Below are 14,622 nucleotides of genomic sequence, written 5' to 3'. Positions count from 1 at the left end.
CCGGTTCGAGCTGGTTAGGATGACCTAAGTTCCCTCACCGTACCCCAGATGCTGAGCTTGGCTCAATATCCTGCCCCCGGGGCCCGCCCACCGCCGGATACCCTGGCTCCACCTCAGGTCGGCCCACGGCCCGGGGCACGCCGAGTCCGGAGCCCGCCATGACCACGCCGCCGACGGCCGACACCGCCGCCGAACTCGCCGACGCGCTCACCCGGGCGATGAAGCGGATCCGCCGGCAGACCATGCAGCGGCTGGAGCCGTACGGCATCACCCCCGGTCAGGCCCGCGCCCTGCGCACCCTCGCGCACGCCCCCGGCTGCGAGGGCCGGGAGACCATGCGGCTGAGCGAGCTGGCCGAGCGGCTGCACATCGCACCTCGGTCCGCGACCACCGTGGTGGACGCCCTGGAGGAGGCCGGGCTGGTCACCCGTACCCCCGACCCGACCGACCGGCGGGCGGTGCGGCTGGTGCTGACCGAGGACGGCCGGGCCGCGCTGGAACGGATCGGGCAGGTCCGCCACGAGGTGGCGCAGGAGTACTTCGCGCCGGTCAGTCCGTCCGATCAGTCCGCGCTGCTGCTGGCGCTGCGCGGCGCGGAGAGCGCGTTCGAGGCAGGGCGCGGGGCCCGGCAGCCGGCCGGCGAGGACGCAGCGCGGTGAGCCCGATCCCGGCGATCACCAGTACGGCGGCGCCGGCCGCGAGCGGGCTGAACCGCTCCCCGAGCAGCAGCCAGGACGAGGACATCCCGAACACCGGCACCAGCAGCGAGTACGGCGCGACCGCCGAGGCGTGGTAGCTGCGCAGCAGGAAGCTCCAGGCCACGAAGCCGAACAGGGTGGACAGCAGCCCGACGTAGAGGATCGCCCCGATCCCCGCCGGGCCGATCCCGGCCAGCGCCGCCAGGTCCGCCCTCGGGCCCTCGACCAGCAGCGACAGCCCGAGCAGCGGCAGCGGCGGGACGGCACTCACCCAGACCATCCAGCGCAGCGCGTCCGGGGGCGCGGCCCGGCGGGTGAGCACGTTGGACAGGCCCCAGAACCCGGCCGCGGCGATCACCAGGACGAACGCGCCGACCGGCCCGGACGGGCCCTGGTCGACGGCGGCCAGCAGGATGCCGGCGAAGGCCGTCACCAGACCCGCCACCCGCAGCCCCGAGGACCGCTCCCCCAGCAGCACCGCGGCGAACAGCGCGGTGAACACCGCCTGGCTCTGCAGCACCAGCGAGGACAGCCCGGCCGGCATCCCCGCGTGCATCCCGAGGAAGAGCAGCCCGAACTTCGCCACCCCGAGGGTGCAGCCGACCGTGAGGATCCAGCGCCACGGCACCTTCGGCGGTCCGACCAGGAACACCGCCGGCACCGCCACCACCGCGAACCGCAGCGCGCAGAACAGCAGTGGCGGGAAGTTCTCCAGGCCGACGTGGATCAGGACGAAGTTGAGGCCCCAGACGGCGGCGACCGCCACCGCCAGCGCGATGTGACGCGGACTCATGACGGTGGCGGGGGACGCGGTGTCGGGGGGCGCGGTGGCAGGGGGCGCGGTGGCGGAGATCGCTGGCATGGATCGAGCATGGCCGCAGGCCACCGTGTAGCACCAGCGATGAGTTCTGAAGCAGACTGTTAAGCACTACTGAATCGGGCTCGTTCCGGCGGTCGTCACGGCGGCCCCGGGGAACCAGGAAGGCGGGGGTGGCCGCGGTGATGGACCTCGGACGGCTGCGCGCACTGCACGCGGTCGCGGTGCACGGCTCGGTCGGCGGCGCGGCGGGCGCCCTCGGCTTCACCCCGTCGGCGGTCTCGCAGCAGATCGCCAAGCTGGAACGCGAGACCCGGACGGTCCTTCTGGAGCGACGCGGCCGGGGCGTGGTGCTAACCGACGCGGCCCGCCGGCTCGCCGACACCGCGGAGCGACTGCTCGCCCTGGTTGAGCAGGCCGAGGTGACGCTGGAGGAGCAGCGCGGCCAGGCGGTCGGCCGGCTGTTGATCGCCGCCTTCGCCACCGGCGCCCGCGGCCTGCTCCCGGGCGCCCTGGCGGACCTGCGGGAGGGCTGCCCGGAGCTGGACGTCCGCCTGGTGGAGTCGGATCCGTACCTGGCCGCCGAGCTGGTGGCCCGCGGCGAGGTCGACCTGGCGCTGGTCCAGGACTGGCCCAGCGTGCCGCTGCCGGTCCAGACCGGGCTGGCCCGCCTCGACCTCGGGCCGGATCCGGTGGACCTGCTGCTGCCGGCCGCCCACCCGCTGGCCGCTCTCGACGTGGTGCCGGTGGAACGCCTGTGCGGACAGCGCTGGATCAGCGTGCCGCCGGGGAACATCTGTCACGACTGGCTGGTGCGGACCATGCGGGAGGCCGGCGAGGAGCCGGACGTGGTCTACCAGGTGGGCGAGTTCGAGACCCAGATCGCCCTGATCGCCGCCGGTCTCGGCATCGGACTGGTGCCCCGGCTCGGTCGCGGGACGCTCCCCGCGGGCGTCGCCGCCCGCCCGGTCGCCCCGGAACCCTCACGGCGGGTCTTCACGCTGTGGCGCAGCCAGGCGTCGCGCCGGCCCGCCATCACGGCGGCGCTGACGGCGATGCGCCGGCACTGGGACGCCCTGCCCGGCCGGCCGCCGGGCCACTGACCGCGGCGCCCGACGGGCCGGATCCCCGGGTGGCGGCCGGTCAGCTCGCGAAACCGATCACCAGCCACATGAACCCCACCCCCACCAGCGTGCACAGCAGCGTGGACCGGGACGGGTGCGGGCTGTGCGCCTCGGGCAGGATGTCCGAGGTCGCCAGGTACAGCAGGAAACCCGCGAAGAAGCCCAGGTAGAGGCCGAGCAGCTGCTCCGGGATGGTGAACAGCAGGGTGATCCCCGCCCCCGTCACCGGCGCCAGCGCGTCGGCGGTGAGCAGGGTCAGCGCCCGCCGGCGGTCGTTCCCGTACAACCGGGTGATGGTGTACGTGTTGAAGCCGTCGGCGAAGTCGTGGGCCACCACCGCGATGGCCACCACGGTGCCGACCGTGCTGCCCGCCTGGAACGCCGCCCCGATCGCGAAGCCGTCCATCACGCTGTGCGCCACCAGCGCGCTCGCCGCCGCCAGACCGACCCGTTGGGTCCCCGGATGGGGGTGCCCGTGGCCGTGGCCGTGGTGCCCGTGCCCGTGGGTGTGCGCGGCGTACTCACCCTCGTGGCCCCGGTGGATGGCGACCGCCCGCTCGACGATGTGGATCACCAGGAAGCCGGCCGCGAACATCAGCAGCGCCTGCGGCACCCCGTGTACCTCGGTCGGGGCCGCCGCCAGCGCCTCCGGCAGCAGGTCGAAGGCGACCACGCCGAGCATCAGCCCGGCCGCGAAGCCGAGCACCAGGTGCCGTCGGTCGCCGGTGCGCTGGGCGACGTAGCCGCCGATCAGGGTCATCAGGAAGGCGCCCGCGGCGACCAGCACGGCGGTCATCGTGACCCTCCCCTCCGGCGGTGGCCTGCGGCGGGCAGGACCGGCGGATCCGCGGGCCCCGCCCGCCCCGGCCCGGGATACCCCGACGGACCACTCCCGACGGGCCGCTCCCGACGAACCACTGAGGGGCCGGACGGCCGCGCGGACCGCTGCCCACGGGCGCGACCGCCCGGCCCGGGCCCGGTCGAGCCGGAGCCTGCGCCCAGCCTGCGGGCCGGCGCCCCGGACCGCCCGCCGGACGGCCCGTCGGGGTGACGGTGCGTCGGTTCCCGGGCCCGGCCGGTTCAGCCGTCGGTCGCGGCCAGGTAGACGGCGGAGAGCTCGGGGGTGCCCTGGTCGGCCCAGCCGTGCCCGAGGGCCGTGACGTCGAGTTCCAGCCCGGTGGGCAGCACCAGCAGCGGGCGGCCGTGCTCGCCCAGCCGCCACTCGGCGGCCGGCAAGGTGCGGCGGATCACGGTACCGAGGTACAGGCCCGCGTCGTTGCCCAGCCAGTCCGAGACCTCGGGGTCGTCCCGCCAGCGGGGCAGCAGCTGGTCGAGCGCGGAGAGCGACTGCGCCGAGTCGTCCAGGCGCACCCCGGCCGACCCGGCCAGCTCGCGCAGCAGCCCGCACTCGGCGAACAGCTCCGCCATCGCCTCCTGCCGCCGGTCCTCCCCGGCTCCGCCGCCGGGCTCCGCCCGCTGCTCGCCGCGCGCCCGCCAGTGATCGAAGAATCCGAATCCCATGGGTCCAGACTGACAGGCCGTGCAACGACCGACGGCAGATCCGCCGGGACACCGGTGCCGGGCGCGGCGGCCCCTGCCGCACCGCGCCACCGACAACCTGCGATTGGCAGTCGGCTAGCCGTCGGTGGTGAGCGGCAGGCCGAGGTGGGTCCTGGCCAGCTCCTGCACCCCGCGGCCGTCGATCAGGTGGATGTGCTCGTACCGGGCGCCGGCCGTCAGGTCCAGCGCGGGCTCGGTGAACCGACCGGTGGTCAGGCGCAGGCCGCGCTCGGCGCCCTCCTCCCGGACCGCCTCGGCCAGCGTGCGCAGCTGCTCCTCCCCCACCGCACCCGGCTCGCGCGAGGCCCAGACCACCCAGCGCCCGGGCAGCGCACTGCCCGGGCCGCCCTCGCCGGTCGCCACCAGCCCGGCCGGGCCGCGCAGCCGGACGTTCCAGCCGACCAGCCCGCCCTTGGTGAGCAACTCCCGGACCAGGTGGGCGAACTCGTTGGACGAGAGCTCCTCCGCCGCCGGCACCGCCGCCCCGACCGTACCGCTGGGCTCGACCTCGACCGGGCCGTACGGGTCCGGGGTCACCACGGCGGCCAGCTCCCGCAGCCGGACCAGCGCCTCGTCCTGCTCCGCGTCGGCGTAGACCCCCATGCCGTCGCCCGCCTCGGCCGGGCCCGCCGCCCCGCCGTCCTCGGCCGGGAGCAGCCTGGTCCGGGCCAGGGCGTCACGGTCGGCGTCCACGCTCAGCAGGCAGAGCGGCCCGGCACCCGGGGCGTCGGACCGCAGCCAGCCGTTGAGCACCACCCCGGCGAGTATCTCCTCGGTGTCGACCGCGTCCGCCGCCTGCAGTGCGCGCAGGGCGAGGCGGGCCGCCAGCCGCAGGTAGTCCGCGGCCCGGTCGGCGGCCGGGCGGGGCACCGGCTCGACCTCCCCGCCCGCGCCGAGCCGGTAGCCGTCCAGCTCGGGCACCACGTCCAGCGGCGGCAGGTCGAGGTCCAGCACCGCCGTGCTGGTGAGCGGCCGGAACACGGCCCGGCACGGCGCCGGGAGGTCCTGGGTGGCGCCCTCCGCGGCGGCCAGCGCCCGCTCCAGCAGGGACTCCACGGCGGCGGGCTCCGACTGCCGGTAGGCCCGGCGGCACTCCTTGAGCGTCTCGTTGTACTCCCTGACCGCCCTGGCCCGGGACTGCTCGGCCTGCTCGTGGGCGAGCCGGGCCTGCCGGGCACCGCTGTCGTCGGCCTCGGCCTGCCTGGTCCGCCACTCTCGCAGCGCCCGCTGGTGGCTCAGCCGGGCCTGGGCCAGGCCGCGCTGGTAGCCGGAGTCAAGCAGCAGCCGGGAGGCGGGCCGGTCCGGGTCGTCGGCGGCCGGCTCCGGCGGGGCGAAGTCCGCCCAGCGCGGCTCGGGACCGGTCTGCGGGTCCGGCTCCCCGGCCGGGTACGGGCGCGGCTCGTAGCTGCGCAGCTGGCTCTCGAAGTCCATCGCGGAGACCGGCAGGGCGGCCCGGCGGAGCAGGTCTGCCAGCCGCTCGTGCCCCGCCCGGACGGTCACCGTCCGGTGGTGGGCGAGCGCGGCGGCGCGGCCGTGCGCCGCCACCTCCTCGTCCTGCCCGGGGGGCTGCTCCTGCCCGGCGTCCCGGACCGGGCCGGCGTCCGCCCCCGGACCGGCTCCTTCCTGCGGCGGCGCGGTGCCCTGCTCCGGCACCTCGGCGCCCAGGTCCCGGAAGACCGATGCCAGGAAGCCCGGTTGGAGGAGGGTGGCGGTGGTGTCCGGGCGGCCTTCGGATGAGTGCTGCATCGGCGGTCGTTCCCCCTGCTCGTCCGGCGCCGGTCGGCGGAGCCCACCGGCGGGTGGCCCTGTGCAGCATTGTCCACGGTCGCGCGGCGCGGGTCAGCCAAGCCCGACAGAAGGCCACCGCCCTTCCCCTCGGGCCGGGTTGACGGCGCGCCGCCGACCGCTGATCCCCGCTCCTGGCCTCCTCAGTTGGTCCGGGTGTTGGTCAGGTGCAGGCCGATGTAGCCGACGTAGATCCGGCCGCTGCGGGAACAGTCGTCCAGGTAGTGCACCCGGGGGGCCGTCCCGCCGCCGCCGATCCGCAGGTGGGCGCCCATGAACGCCCGGCGGGAGGAGTCCACACAGGCCGGCACCGGGAGCATCCGCTGGCGTTTCCACTTGCCGTGGCTGGTGACCGTACGGGACTCGCCGCGCACGGCCTTGCGGGGCGGGAAGTGGTGGCAGCCGGCCGGGGTGTGCTCGCACCACTGCTTGAAGTCGCCGCCCGCCTCGCCGCGCACGGCCGCGGCGGCGTACTCCTGGAGGGCGGTCAGGCCGTCCCAGGTGAGCCGGGCCCAGCCGGAGCCGTCGCACTGGCCGTCCAGCGCCAGGGTCTCCTTCTCGTCCCCGGTGAACTCCAGCAGCGGGAACTCCGCGAACCGGCAGACCAGCTCGCCGAAGCTGCCCGGCGCGCACTCCTCCTCGGCGCAGACGTCGGCGGCCAGCCCCGCGTGGTCCAGCGCGTCCGGCCCGGCCAGCGTGCACAGTCGGGCGGCCAGCGCCCTGACCTGCGCGCTCACGTGCCGCAGCACCGCGTCCTGCTGGTCGGTCTCGGCCAGCAGCCGGGCCTGGCGGCGGCGGGAGCTGTCCAGGCTGCGCCGGACCTGCTCCAGCTCGTCCGCCCGGGACTGCCGCTCGCAGCGGTCGGCGGCGGAGGCCGACGCCTGCCCGGGGACGGTGCCGCGGGGCGCCGCAACGGTGCCGCTGCCGGCGCCGGCACCGCTTTCGGCCGGGCCCGGCCGGGCGGGCCGGGGTTGTGCGGGCCCGGGGTGTGCGGGGCGGGGCTCCATGGGCGGCGGCTGCAGCACGGGGACCGCGGCCAGCAGGTCGGGCAGCGGCAGCTCGGCGGCGAACCGCCGGGGCTCGCGGGCCAGCAGGGCGGCGGCCCGTCGGACGTCCTCGTCGATCCGGCGCCGGGGCATCACCGGATGGCGGGCCCCGTCGTGGCGGGAGGCCGGATCGACCTCCGGCAGGTACGTCCGGACGGCTCCGCCGTAGACCTTGTGGTACTCCAGCGCGACGTTGAACAGCGGGAGCGCAGCATGACCGAGCACGTAGAGCGAGGCGAGACCGGTCAGCTGCCGCAGCAGGGGGTGGACCACCTCGGCCAGCCAGGTGTCCATCGCCACGGCGGGCGGCACGCTGGCGACCACCACGGGGAGCCGGCGCTCCGGGTCGCACAGCTCGTCGATCAGGGCGTCGACCTCGCCCTTGGCTATCACCCTCGGCCGGGCGGACAGCGCCACCGGCCCGTCGGTGGCGTCCAGCAGCGGGAGCAGGCCGCGGGCCAGCTCGGGGACCGGGACCCGGCTCGAGGTGCGGATGCCCGCACCGGTCGGCAGGTGCTCGGCCTCCAGCCGGAGCCAGCAGGGCTGCTCGGTGGCCGAGGCGACGGTGAGGGTGAGCTGCTCGATGCCGTGCGCGGCCGGGGTCCGCAGCCGGCGGCGGCTGTACCGCCCGCCCGGTGGCCGGCCGCGCAGGGCGCCGGTGTCGCGGTCCAGCAGGACCCGCTCGCCGAGGCGCAGCCGCTCGGGGGGCGGCGCGGGCGGGGCGGCCGGATCGGCGGCCACGGCCCCGGCGGGGTGCTGCTCGGCGCGGCGGTGCTCGGCGGGCGGCGGAGGCTCCTCGTGGCCCTCCTGTTTCAGCCACGCGGCCAGCAACTGGTCTGCCAGAGCCACCGTGTCTCGGTGCGTCCGGGGTGTGGTGACGGTCATCCGATAGGGCGGCGGGGCGTGCTCGGGTGTCATGCGCGGTACCTCCCGGGGTGCGGCGGTGGGGCCTGAAGTCCTCCATCTGGTCGGCCGGCCCGGTCGGGCGGCCTGCTCTGCCGGTGTCTGCGATCCGTCCGTGCGGTGCTGCCGTGACGTGTCCTGCGCGAGGTGCGGGCGGGTGGTCCCGGCGGCCCGGTCGGGCCGTCGGACGCCGTGCCCGTCCGCACTCCTTGTGGTAGAAGACGAAAGGGCCCGGAGCGGAAGTTCCGCTGCCGGGCATTGTTCATTCGTTCGAGTGTTACCCCGTGGCATTGCTTGCCTGCTGGGCACGGGGCGTGGTCGGGTTCAGACCGGGACCTCCACGAAGCTGCGCCCGGCCGCCTCGGCGTGCGCGGTCCCGCCGGTGTTCTCCGCCAGCCAGGCGTGAAAACCCGTCACCTCCGCCTCCGGCACCCCGACTTCGATCCTCACCCCGTCCGCCGTGTAGACCAGGCCCCGCACCTCGTGGCCAGCCGCCCGCAGCTCGTTCTCCAACCGCCCGGCCCGGGTGTGGCCGGCGGTCACGGCGAGCAGCGCCACCGGCCGCCGCTCCAGCAGTCCCGCCTCGTCCAGCGCCAGGGAGACCGAGCTCCCGTAGGCCCGTACCAGTCCGCCCGCGCCCAGTTTGATCCCGCCGAAGTAACGCGTCACCACCGCGACGGTGTCGGTGATCCCGCGCCGTCGCAGCACCTCCAGCATCGGGACGCCCGCGGTGCCACCCGGCTCGCCGTCGTCGCTCGACCGTTCCCGGCGCTGGACGTCCCCCACCACGAAGGCGGTGCAGTTGTGCCGGGCGTCCCAGTACTCCTTGCGGACGGCCGCCACGAAGGCCTGGGCCTCGTCCTCGTCGCCGACCCTCGCCAGGTGGCAGATGAACCGGGACTTCTTGACCTCGGTCTCCTGGCTGACGGAGCGCCGGAGGGTCAGGTACGGCCTGGGGCTGGGCTCCGACATGGTGCGGGGTCTCCAGAGCGGTTCACGGGGCGGGCGGGACGGGAGCGGGACGGCGCGGACTGCCCGCTCGCCCGTCCACGGAGAACGGAAACCCGGGAGAAGCAGCAGGCCGGCGGCGCCCCCCTGCCCCCGCCAGCCTAACGCGGGCCCCAGCCCTGGCGGCCCGGCCCGACCCCGTCAGCGCCTCCTCGGTGCCCGAAGTCGCCCGAACCCGCTCGAACCCGCCCGACCCGTCAGCGCCCGGCGAGCGCGTCCAGCTGCCGGCGGTCCAGGCCGGTCAGCCCGGTGACCTCGGCCAGGTCCACCGCGCCGCAGTCAAGTCCGCGCAGCACGTAGCCGCTGAGCGCCCGGGCGGTGGCCGGCTCGTCCATCACGTCGCCGCCCGCCTTCGCCACGTAGGCGGCCAGCCGGGCGGCCGCCGCCGCGAGCCCCTCGCGGTAGAAGGTGTAGACCGCCGCGTACCGGGTCGGCAGGTGCGCCGGGTGCATGTCCCAGCCCTGGTAGTAGGCGCGGGCCAGCGAGCGGCGGACCAGGTCGTGGTGGAGCCTCCAGGCCGCGTGCACCTGCGCGGTCGGCCCGGTCGGGATGACGTTGGTCGAGCCGTCGGAGAGGCGTACGCCGGTGCCGGCCGCGGCCACCTGCATGACGGCCTTCGCGTGGTCGGCGACCGGGTGGTCCATGCTCTGGTAGGCGGCACTGACCCCGCAGGAGGCGCTGTAGTCGAAGGTCCCGTAGTGCAGGCCGGTGGCCCGGCCCTCGGCCGCCTCGATCATCCGGGCCACGGTGGCCCGCCCGTCGGCGCCGAGGATCGCCTGGGTGGTCTCGATCTGGATCTCGAAGCCGATCCGGCCGGCCGGCAGCCCGGCCCGCCGCTCGAAGTCCTCGAGCAGCCGGACCAGCGCCGTCACCTGCTCGGCGTAGGTGACCTTCGGCAGGGTGAGCACCAGCCCCTCCGGCAGCGGGCCGGCAGCCAGCAGGGTGGCGAGGAAGAGTTCCAGGGTCCGGATCCCGCGGTCGCGGACCGCGGCCTCCATGCACTTGATCCGGATGCCGATGTACGGCGGCGCGGTGCCGTCGGCCACCGCGGCGGCGACCAGTTCGGCGGTGCGGACCGCGGCGGCGTCCTCCTCCGCGTCGGGGCGCGGGCCGTAGCCGTCCTCGAAGTCGATCCGAAGGTCCTCGACCGGCTCGCGCTCCAGCTTGGCGCGGACCCGGGCGTGCACGTCCGCGAGCAGCTCGTCGGCCGGGACGCCGAGCGCCTCGGCCAGCTGCGCCGGGGTGGCCGCGTGGGTGTCGAAGGCCTCCAGCGCCTGCCGGCCCCAGCTGCTGACGGTGTCGGCGGCGAACGCGTCGGCCGGGACGTAGACGGTGTGCACGGGCTGGCGGGTGCCCGGGTCCCCGGGGTACCGGCGGGCCAGGTCCGCGTCGACCGGCGCGAGCAGCGCGTCGACGGCGGCACGCGCGGCCGCCGAGAACGAGGCCCCGCCGCCGGGGTTGCTACCGTCCACCTGGACCTGCGACATCCGGACTCCTCCACGACACAGACAGCATCTTCAACAATTTGTTGATGTGAAGGTAACGGCGGTGCGTCCGGGGCGTCAATGGCCGCCCGAGGGGCGGACCGGGGCTCCGTCGGCGCCCGGCCGGTCTACTCGCGGCCCGCGGCGACGTAACGGTCCTGCAGGTGCTGCCAGATCCGGTCCAGGTCCTTGGGGTTCACCGAACCGTCCGGGCGGCTGCCGGCCACGTTCCACTCCCGGGTCAGGAACTCGGCGAACCGCTGCTGGTCGGGCTGGCTGTCGTAGACGTCCATGTAGCTGATCAGCGCCTCGAAGCAGACGTCCGGGTCGAGCGGCTCCGGCGCCGGGCGGCGGCCCGCCCACTGCTCGTCCGGCTCCGCCGCGGCCGCCCGGTCGAACGGGAGCTGCTCCGCCACCGCCGCCTGCGGCTCCGCGTGCAGCTCGCCGTCGAGCCGCACCGGGCGGTGCCCGATCCGGATCGGCTCGGCCTCCGCCACCTGCTCGGGCCCGGCCGCCACCGGCCCGCCGGCACCGACCGGCGCCCGACGGCCCTCGGCCTCGCGCTGAGGAGCCGGCCTGCGCTGCTCGGACACCCAGCCCTCCGGGCCGCGCCGCTCGGCGGCCACCGGCCGGTCGGCCCGCTGCCGCTGCTCCTGCCGGACCGGAACCTCGACCGGGTCCCCCGCCGACCGGGTCGGCCGCGGCGGCTTGAACCAGGGCGAGGCCTGCCCCGGCGTACGCGCCGTCCGGGCGGCCTCCTCCATCTGCTCGGTGTGCGCGCGGACCGCACGCGCGGTCCAGACGTTCAGCTCGCTCTGCTCCGCCGCCGGGCGGGCCGGCTGCTCGTCGCCCTGCGGATCCTGCGCGTCCCGCAGCCGGACGGCCGCCAGCTTCGCCAGCGTCGGCACCGCCATCGCGGCGGACACCGCCGACGCCGCCGCCTGGTCCTGCTCGGCCTGCCCGGCCTGGGCCTCCTGCGGCTCCGCGCTCTCGGCGCGGATCGCGACGGGCTCCTGAAGGCTCGCGGTGGTCAGCGTCGAGCGACCGGCCTGCGGCCCCTGCACCGCGTGCAGCGGTCCGTCGATCCGGTCCAGCACACTCGGGTCCAGCGGCACACCGTACTTGGCGAGCTTCAGCGGGAGCAGTGCCTGGAACGGCGCCGACCGGCGCCAGCCCCGGCCGTACCGGAACCGCAGCTGTGCCCGGTACACCAGGCGATTCTGCTCCAGACGCACCGTCTCGTCGTAGGACCGCAGCTCCCAGAGCTTCATCCGCCGCCACAGCCGGAAGGTCGGCACCGGCGACAGCACCCACCGCATCAGCCGCACGGACTCCATGTGCCGGTCGGCGGTGATGGCCGCGATCCGGCCGACGGCGTGCCGGGAGGCCTCGACCACGACCACGAAGAGCACCGGGATGACGGCGTGCATCGCCATGCCGAGCGAGTCACCCCAGGAGGCGGCGGCGTTGAACGCGATCGTCGCCGCCGTCAGCAGCCAGGCCGTCTGCCGCAGCAGCGGGAACGGGATCCGCAGCCAGGTCAGCACCAGGTCCAGCGCGAGCAGGACCACGATGCCCGCGTCCACACCGATCGGGAAGGCGTAGGAGAAGGTGCCGAATCCTTTCTCCAGGGCGAGCTCTCGCACCGCGGCGTACGAGCCCGCGAACCCGATGCCGGAGATCAGGCAGGCGCCTCCGGCCACCAACCCCAGCAGGACCCGGTGGGCACGGGTGAGGGATGGACGTGACATTCGTTGATCAACCCCTGGGGACTCGGCTGCTGCCGTACGCGACCGTTGCCGCCGGATCCGCTCGCGTCGGACACCCTCGTCAGACAGGACCACTGCCGGGCACACAGGAGCGCTGCGCGTGGGACCGGTTCGGCCCACCGGATACTACTCGCACACGCGTTTCGTCCGACCCCACCCGGGGCCCCGGTCAGCCCTCGCCGGCTCCGTTGAGATGCGCAAGTACCGCCAGGACACGGCGATTGGCGTCCTCGGCGGGCGCGAGTTCCAACTTCGTGAAGATATTGGCAATGTGCTTCGCGACCGCTCCGTCGCTGATCAGCAGCCTGGCACCGACCGCCGAGTTCGAGCACCCCTCGGCCATCAGGCCGAGCACCTCGCGCTCGCGCGGCGACAGCCGCCCGACCGGCTGCGAACGGGCGTTGCTCTGCAGCAGCTTGGCGATCACGTCCGGGTCCATCGCGGTACCGCCGGCCGCCACCCGGCGGACCGCGTCGATGAACTGGTCGGCGTTGAACACCCGGTCCTTCAGCAGGTAGCCGACCCCGCCCGAGCCGTCCGCCAGCAGTTCCCGGGCGTAGAGCTGCTGGACGTGCTGGGAGAGCACCAGGACCGGAAGACCGGGAATCCGGCGCCGCGCGGCCAGTGCCGCCTGCAACCCCTCGTCCGTCAGGGTGGGCGGCAGCCGCACGTCCACCACCGCGACGTCCGGCCGGTGCTCCAGCAGCGCATCCAGCAGGTCGGGCCCGGTCTCGACGGCCGCCGCGATGGTGAAGCCGTGTGCCTCCAGCAGCCTCGTCAGACCTTCGCGGAGAAGGTAGAGATCCTCGGCGAGGACAACGCGCACGGCAGCTCCATGGTGATGGTCGTCGGCCCGCCCGACGGGCTGTCGAGCGTCAGAACTCCGTCGAAGGTACCCAACCGCCGCTCGATCCCGTACAGCCCGCCACCCCGTTCCATGCTCGCCCCGCCGCAGCCGTCGTCGGTGACCGTGACCCGCAGCTGCCCGGCCCGGTACAGGATGTCCACCCACACCTGCCCGGCACCCGAGTGCTTGGCCGCGTTGACCATCAGCTCGCTCACGCAGAAGTACACCGCCGCCTCCACCGGCGCCTCCGGCCGGCCCGGCAGACTCACCGTCACCTCCGTGGCCAGCGGCGCCTCCAGCGCCAGTTCCCGCACCGCGTCCGCCAGCCCGCGCTCCGCCAGCACCGGCGGATGGATGCCCCGCACCAGGTCCCTCAGCTCCTTCAGGGCCTTCGCCGAGGACTGCCGCGCCTCCGCCAGCAGCGACCTGGCCGCGGCCGGATCGCTCTCCAACAGGTGCTCGATGGTCCCCAGCGTGAGTCCGATCGCCACCAGCCGCGCCTGGGCACCGTCGTGCAGGTCCCGCTCGATCCGGCGGAGCTCCGCCGCCTGGGTCCCGACCGCGTCGGCCCTGGTCGCCGTGAGGTGCTCGACCCGCCGGGTCAGCCGGGCCTGCTCCTGCCGTCCCCCGCGCTGCCGGTCGAGCGTCCGCTGCAGCCACCTCCCGTACAGCCGGACCCCGTACGGCGCCGACAGCAGACCGATCGCGAGCGCGAACAGGCCCTGGATGCCGTGGACCGCCATCGCCGGCACGGAGGCCAGGCCGGAGCCGTCCTGCCAGTCGAGCAACGCCGCGGCCCCCGCCACCACCGCCACGCCACCACCGAAGACCGCCAGACCCAGCACCGGGAGGGTGAGCACCACGGCCAGCGCCCCGTTCACCACCATCGCCCTGACGTCCCGCCAGGTCGCCGCGTCACCCGCCACCGTCCGCACGTACAGCACCGCATCCGCACTCCAGCGGTTGCGGTGGTACGAACGCCCGGTCCACCAGTGCCCCCGCTCGTCCACGGTCGCCACCGGCACCCGCGCGTACGACACGGGGAGCTTGATCCCGTACCACTCCAGGGCGGCCCGCCGCGTCGACCGTGCGCTCAGCCGGGACCACGCGATCAACGCCACCGGCCACAGCAGCGCGCCGACGAACGCCCAGAAGACCTCCTGGAAGGTGTACCACTGGTCGTCGAGCAGGCGGGTGAGGCAGATCCCCAGCCAGACCAGCAGCACGAACGGGCCGGCCGCGGCCCGGACCGCCAGCAGCAGGCAGCGTCCCAACGCCTGGACCGCCCCTCCGAGCCACCCACGGAAGCGTTCCGCCGATCCCGTCACCGCGGTCATGCTCTGCGTCGCCATCCGTGTTCCCTCTCGCTCCACTGCCTCCGTACGGTCACCAGTCTGTCGGGACCGGCGGGTGGAAACACTGGCCCAGGGACCACGATCAAGGTGGTGCTAGGTCCACCCTCCGATTCACGGTCTTGCGACCGGGTCCGGAAATGCGAGAAGCCCCTCCGGGGAACCCGGAGGGGCTTCTACTGAAGAATTGTTCGGCGGCGTCCTACTCTCCCACAGGGTCCCCCCTGCA

Annotated in this window: 12 protein-coding genes; 2 read left to right on the top strand and 10 right to left on the bottom strand. The window is 75.0% G+C overall.

Translation table 11 applies throughout. From position 1 onward, the window contains the following. Nucleotides 1–158: 158 nt before the first annotated feature. On the top strand, nt 159–659 hold the full coding sequence (locus AB0D08_RS24465) for a MarR family transcriptional regulator (RefSeq protein ID WP_063794505.1): 501 nt from the start codon (nt 159–161) through the stop codon (nt 657–659). On the opposite strand, the gene AB0D08_RS24460 is transcribed toward AB0D08_RS24465, so the two are convergent. Next, on the bottom strand, nt 550–1,491 hold the full coding sequence (locus AB0D08_RS24460) for an EamA family transporter (RefSeq protein WP_359891595.1): 942 nt from the start codon (nt 1,489–1,491) through the stop codon (nt 550–552). The two genes, AB0D08_RS24465 and AB0D08_RS24460, sit on opposite strands and share 110 nt — an antisense overlap. A gap of 206 nt (nt 1,492–1,697) precedes the next feature. Between AB0D08_RS24460 and AB0D08_RS24455 the strand changes: the two genes are divergently transcribed. Next, nucleotides 1,698–2,618 (top strand): LysR family transcriptional regulator, encoded by a 921-nt coding sequence (locus tag AB0D08_RS24455; RefSeq protein ID WP_033824397.1) that lies wholly within the window; start codon nt 1,698–1,700, stop codon nt 2,616–2,618. A 40-nt stretch (nt 2,619–2,658) separates the two neighbouring features. On the opposite strand, the gene AB0D08_RS24450 is transcribed toward AB0D08_RS24455, so the two are convergent. The 9 genes from AB0D08_RS24450 to AB0D08_RS24410 form a co-directional block, all read right to left on the bottom strand. Beyond that, nucleotides 2,659–3,435 (bottom strand): ZIP family metal transporter, encoded by a 777-nt coding sequence (locus tag AB0D08_RS24450; protein WP_033824384.1) that lies wholly within the window; start codon nt 3,433–3,435, stop codon nt 2,659–2,661. 284 nt (nt 3,436–3,719) lie between these two features. Beyond that, nucleotides 3,720–4,160, bottom strand: coding sequence for a DUF6278 family protein (locus AB0D08_RS24445; protein WP_033824385.1), 441 nt, complete (start codon nt 4,158–4,160; stop codon nt 3,720–3,722). Nucleotides 4,161–4,274: 114 nt separating this feature from the next. Further along, a complete protein-coding gene (locus tag AB0D08_RS24440) occupies nt 4,275–5,945 on the bottom strand; it encodes a restriction endonuclease (protein WP_033824386.1) in 1,671 nt (556 codons plus the stop codon). A gap of 182 nt (nt 5,946–6,127) precedes the next feature. After that, nucleotides 6,128–7,879 (bottom strand): hypothetical protein, encoded by a 1,752-nt coding sequence (locus tag AB0D08_RS24435; RefSeq protein ID WP_359891573.1) that lies wholly within the window; start codon nt 7,877–7,879, stop codon nt 6,128–6,130. A gap of 378 nt (nt 7,880–8,257) precedes the next feature. Next, nucleotides 8,258–8,905: a YigZ family protein gene (locus tag AB0D08_RS24430; protein WP_033820672.1), complete on the bottom strand. Its 648-nt coding sequence runs from the start codon at nt 8,903–8,905 to the stop codon at nt 8,258–8,260. Nucleotides 8,906–9,138: 233 nt separating this feature from the next. After that, nucleotides 9,139–10,428 (bottom strand): aldolase/citrate lyase family protein, encoded by a 1,290-nt coding sequence (locus AB0D08_RS24425; RefSeq protein WP_359891571.1) that lies wholly within the window; start codon nt 10,426–10,428, stop codon nt 9,139–9,141. A gap of 125 nt (nt 10,429–10,553) precedes the next feature. Then, complete coding sequence (locus AB0D08_RS24420) at nt 10,554–12,176, bottom strand: DUF2637 domain-containing protein (protein ID WP_199520335.1); 1,623 nt, start codon at nt 12,174–12,176, stop codon at nt 10,554–10,556. 187 nt (nt 12,177–12,363) lie between these two features. Further along, nucleotides 12,364–13,020, bottom strand: a complete 657-nt coding sequence (locus AB0D08_RS24415) for a response regulator transcription factor (protein WP_033820670.1) — start codon at nt 13,018–13,020, stop codon at nt 12,364–12,366. Beyond that, entirely contained in the window at nt 12,972–14,393 is a 1,422-nt protein-coding gene (locus AB0D08_RS24410) for a sensor histidine kinase (protein WP_051812510.1), read from the bottom strand. The genes AB0D08_RS24415 and AB0D08_RS24410 overlap by 49 nt, the downstream gene beginning before the upstream one ends. Nucleotides 14,394–14,622: the final 229 nt, after the last annotated feature.

This window comes from Kitasatospora sp. NPDC048540, assembly GCF_040651175.1.
Taxonomy (GTDB): Bacteria; Actinomycetota; Actinomycetes; order Streptomycetales; family Streptomycetaceae; genus Kitasatospora.
Note: the sequence above shows the minus strand (reverse complement) of the source record. Positions and strands in the feature narration are given on the sequence as shown.

What these genes read in the sequence shown, in the direction of transcription:
- AB0D08_RS24420 (WP_199520335.1), bottom strand. Translation starts at nt 12,176, where the DNA reads ATGTCACGTCCATCCCTCACCCGTGCCCACCGGGTCCTGCTGGGGTTG.
- AB0D08_RS24460 (WP_359891595.1), bottom strand. Translation starts at nt 1,491, where the DNA reads ATGAGTCCGCGTCACATCGCGCTGGCGGTGGCGGTCGCCGCCGTCTGG.
- AB0D08_RS24425 (WP_359891571.1), bottom strand. Translation starts at nt 10,428, where the DNA reads ATGTCGCAGGTCCAGGTGGACGGTAGCAACCCCGGCGGCGGGGCCTCG.
- AB0D08_RS24410 (WP_051812510.1), bottom strand. Translation starts at nt 14,393, where the DNA reads ATGGCGACGCAGAGCATGACCGCGGTGACGGGATCGGCGGAACGCTTC.
- AB0D08_RS24445 (WP_033824385.1), bottom strand. Translation starts at nt 4,160, where the DNA reads ATGGGATTCGGATTCTTCGATCACTGGCGGGCGCGCGGCGAGCAGCGG.
- AB0D08_RS24450 (WP_033824384.1), bottom strand. Translation starts at nt 3,435, where the DNA reads ATGACCGCCGTGCTGGTCGCCGCGGGCGCCTTCCTGATGACCCTGATC.
- AB0D08_RS24440 (WP_033824386.1), bottom strand. Translation starts at nt 5,945, where the DNA reads ATGCAGCACTCATCCGAAGGCCGCCCGGACACCACCGCCACCCTCCTC.
- AB0D08_RS24465 (WP_063794505.1), top strand. Translation starts at nt 159, where the DNA reads ATGACCACGCCGCCGACGGCCGACACCGCCGCCGAACTCGCCGACGCG.
- AB0D08_RS24430 (WP_033820672.1), bottom strand. Translation starts at nt 8,905, where the DNA reads ATGTCGGAGCCCAGCCCCAGGCCGTACCTGACCCTCCGGCGCTCCGTC.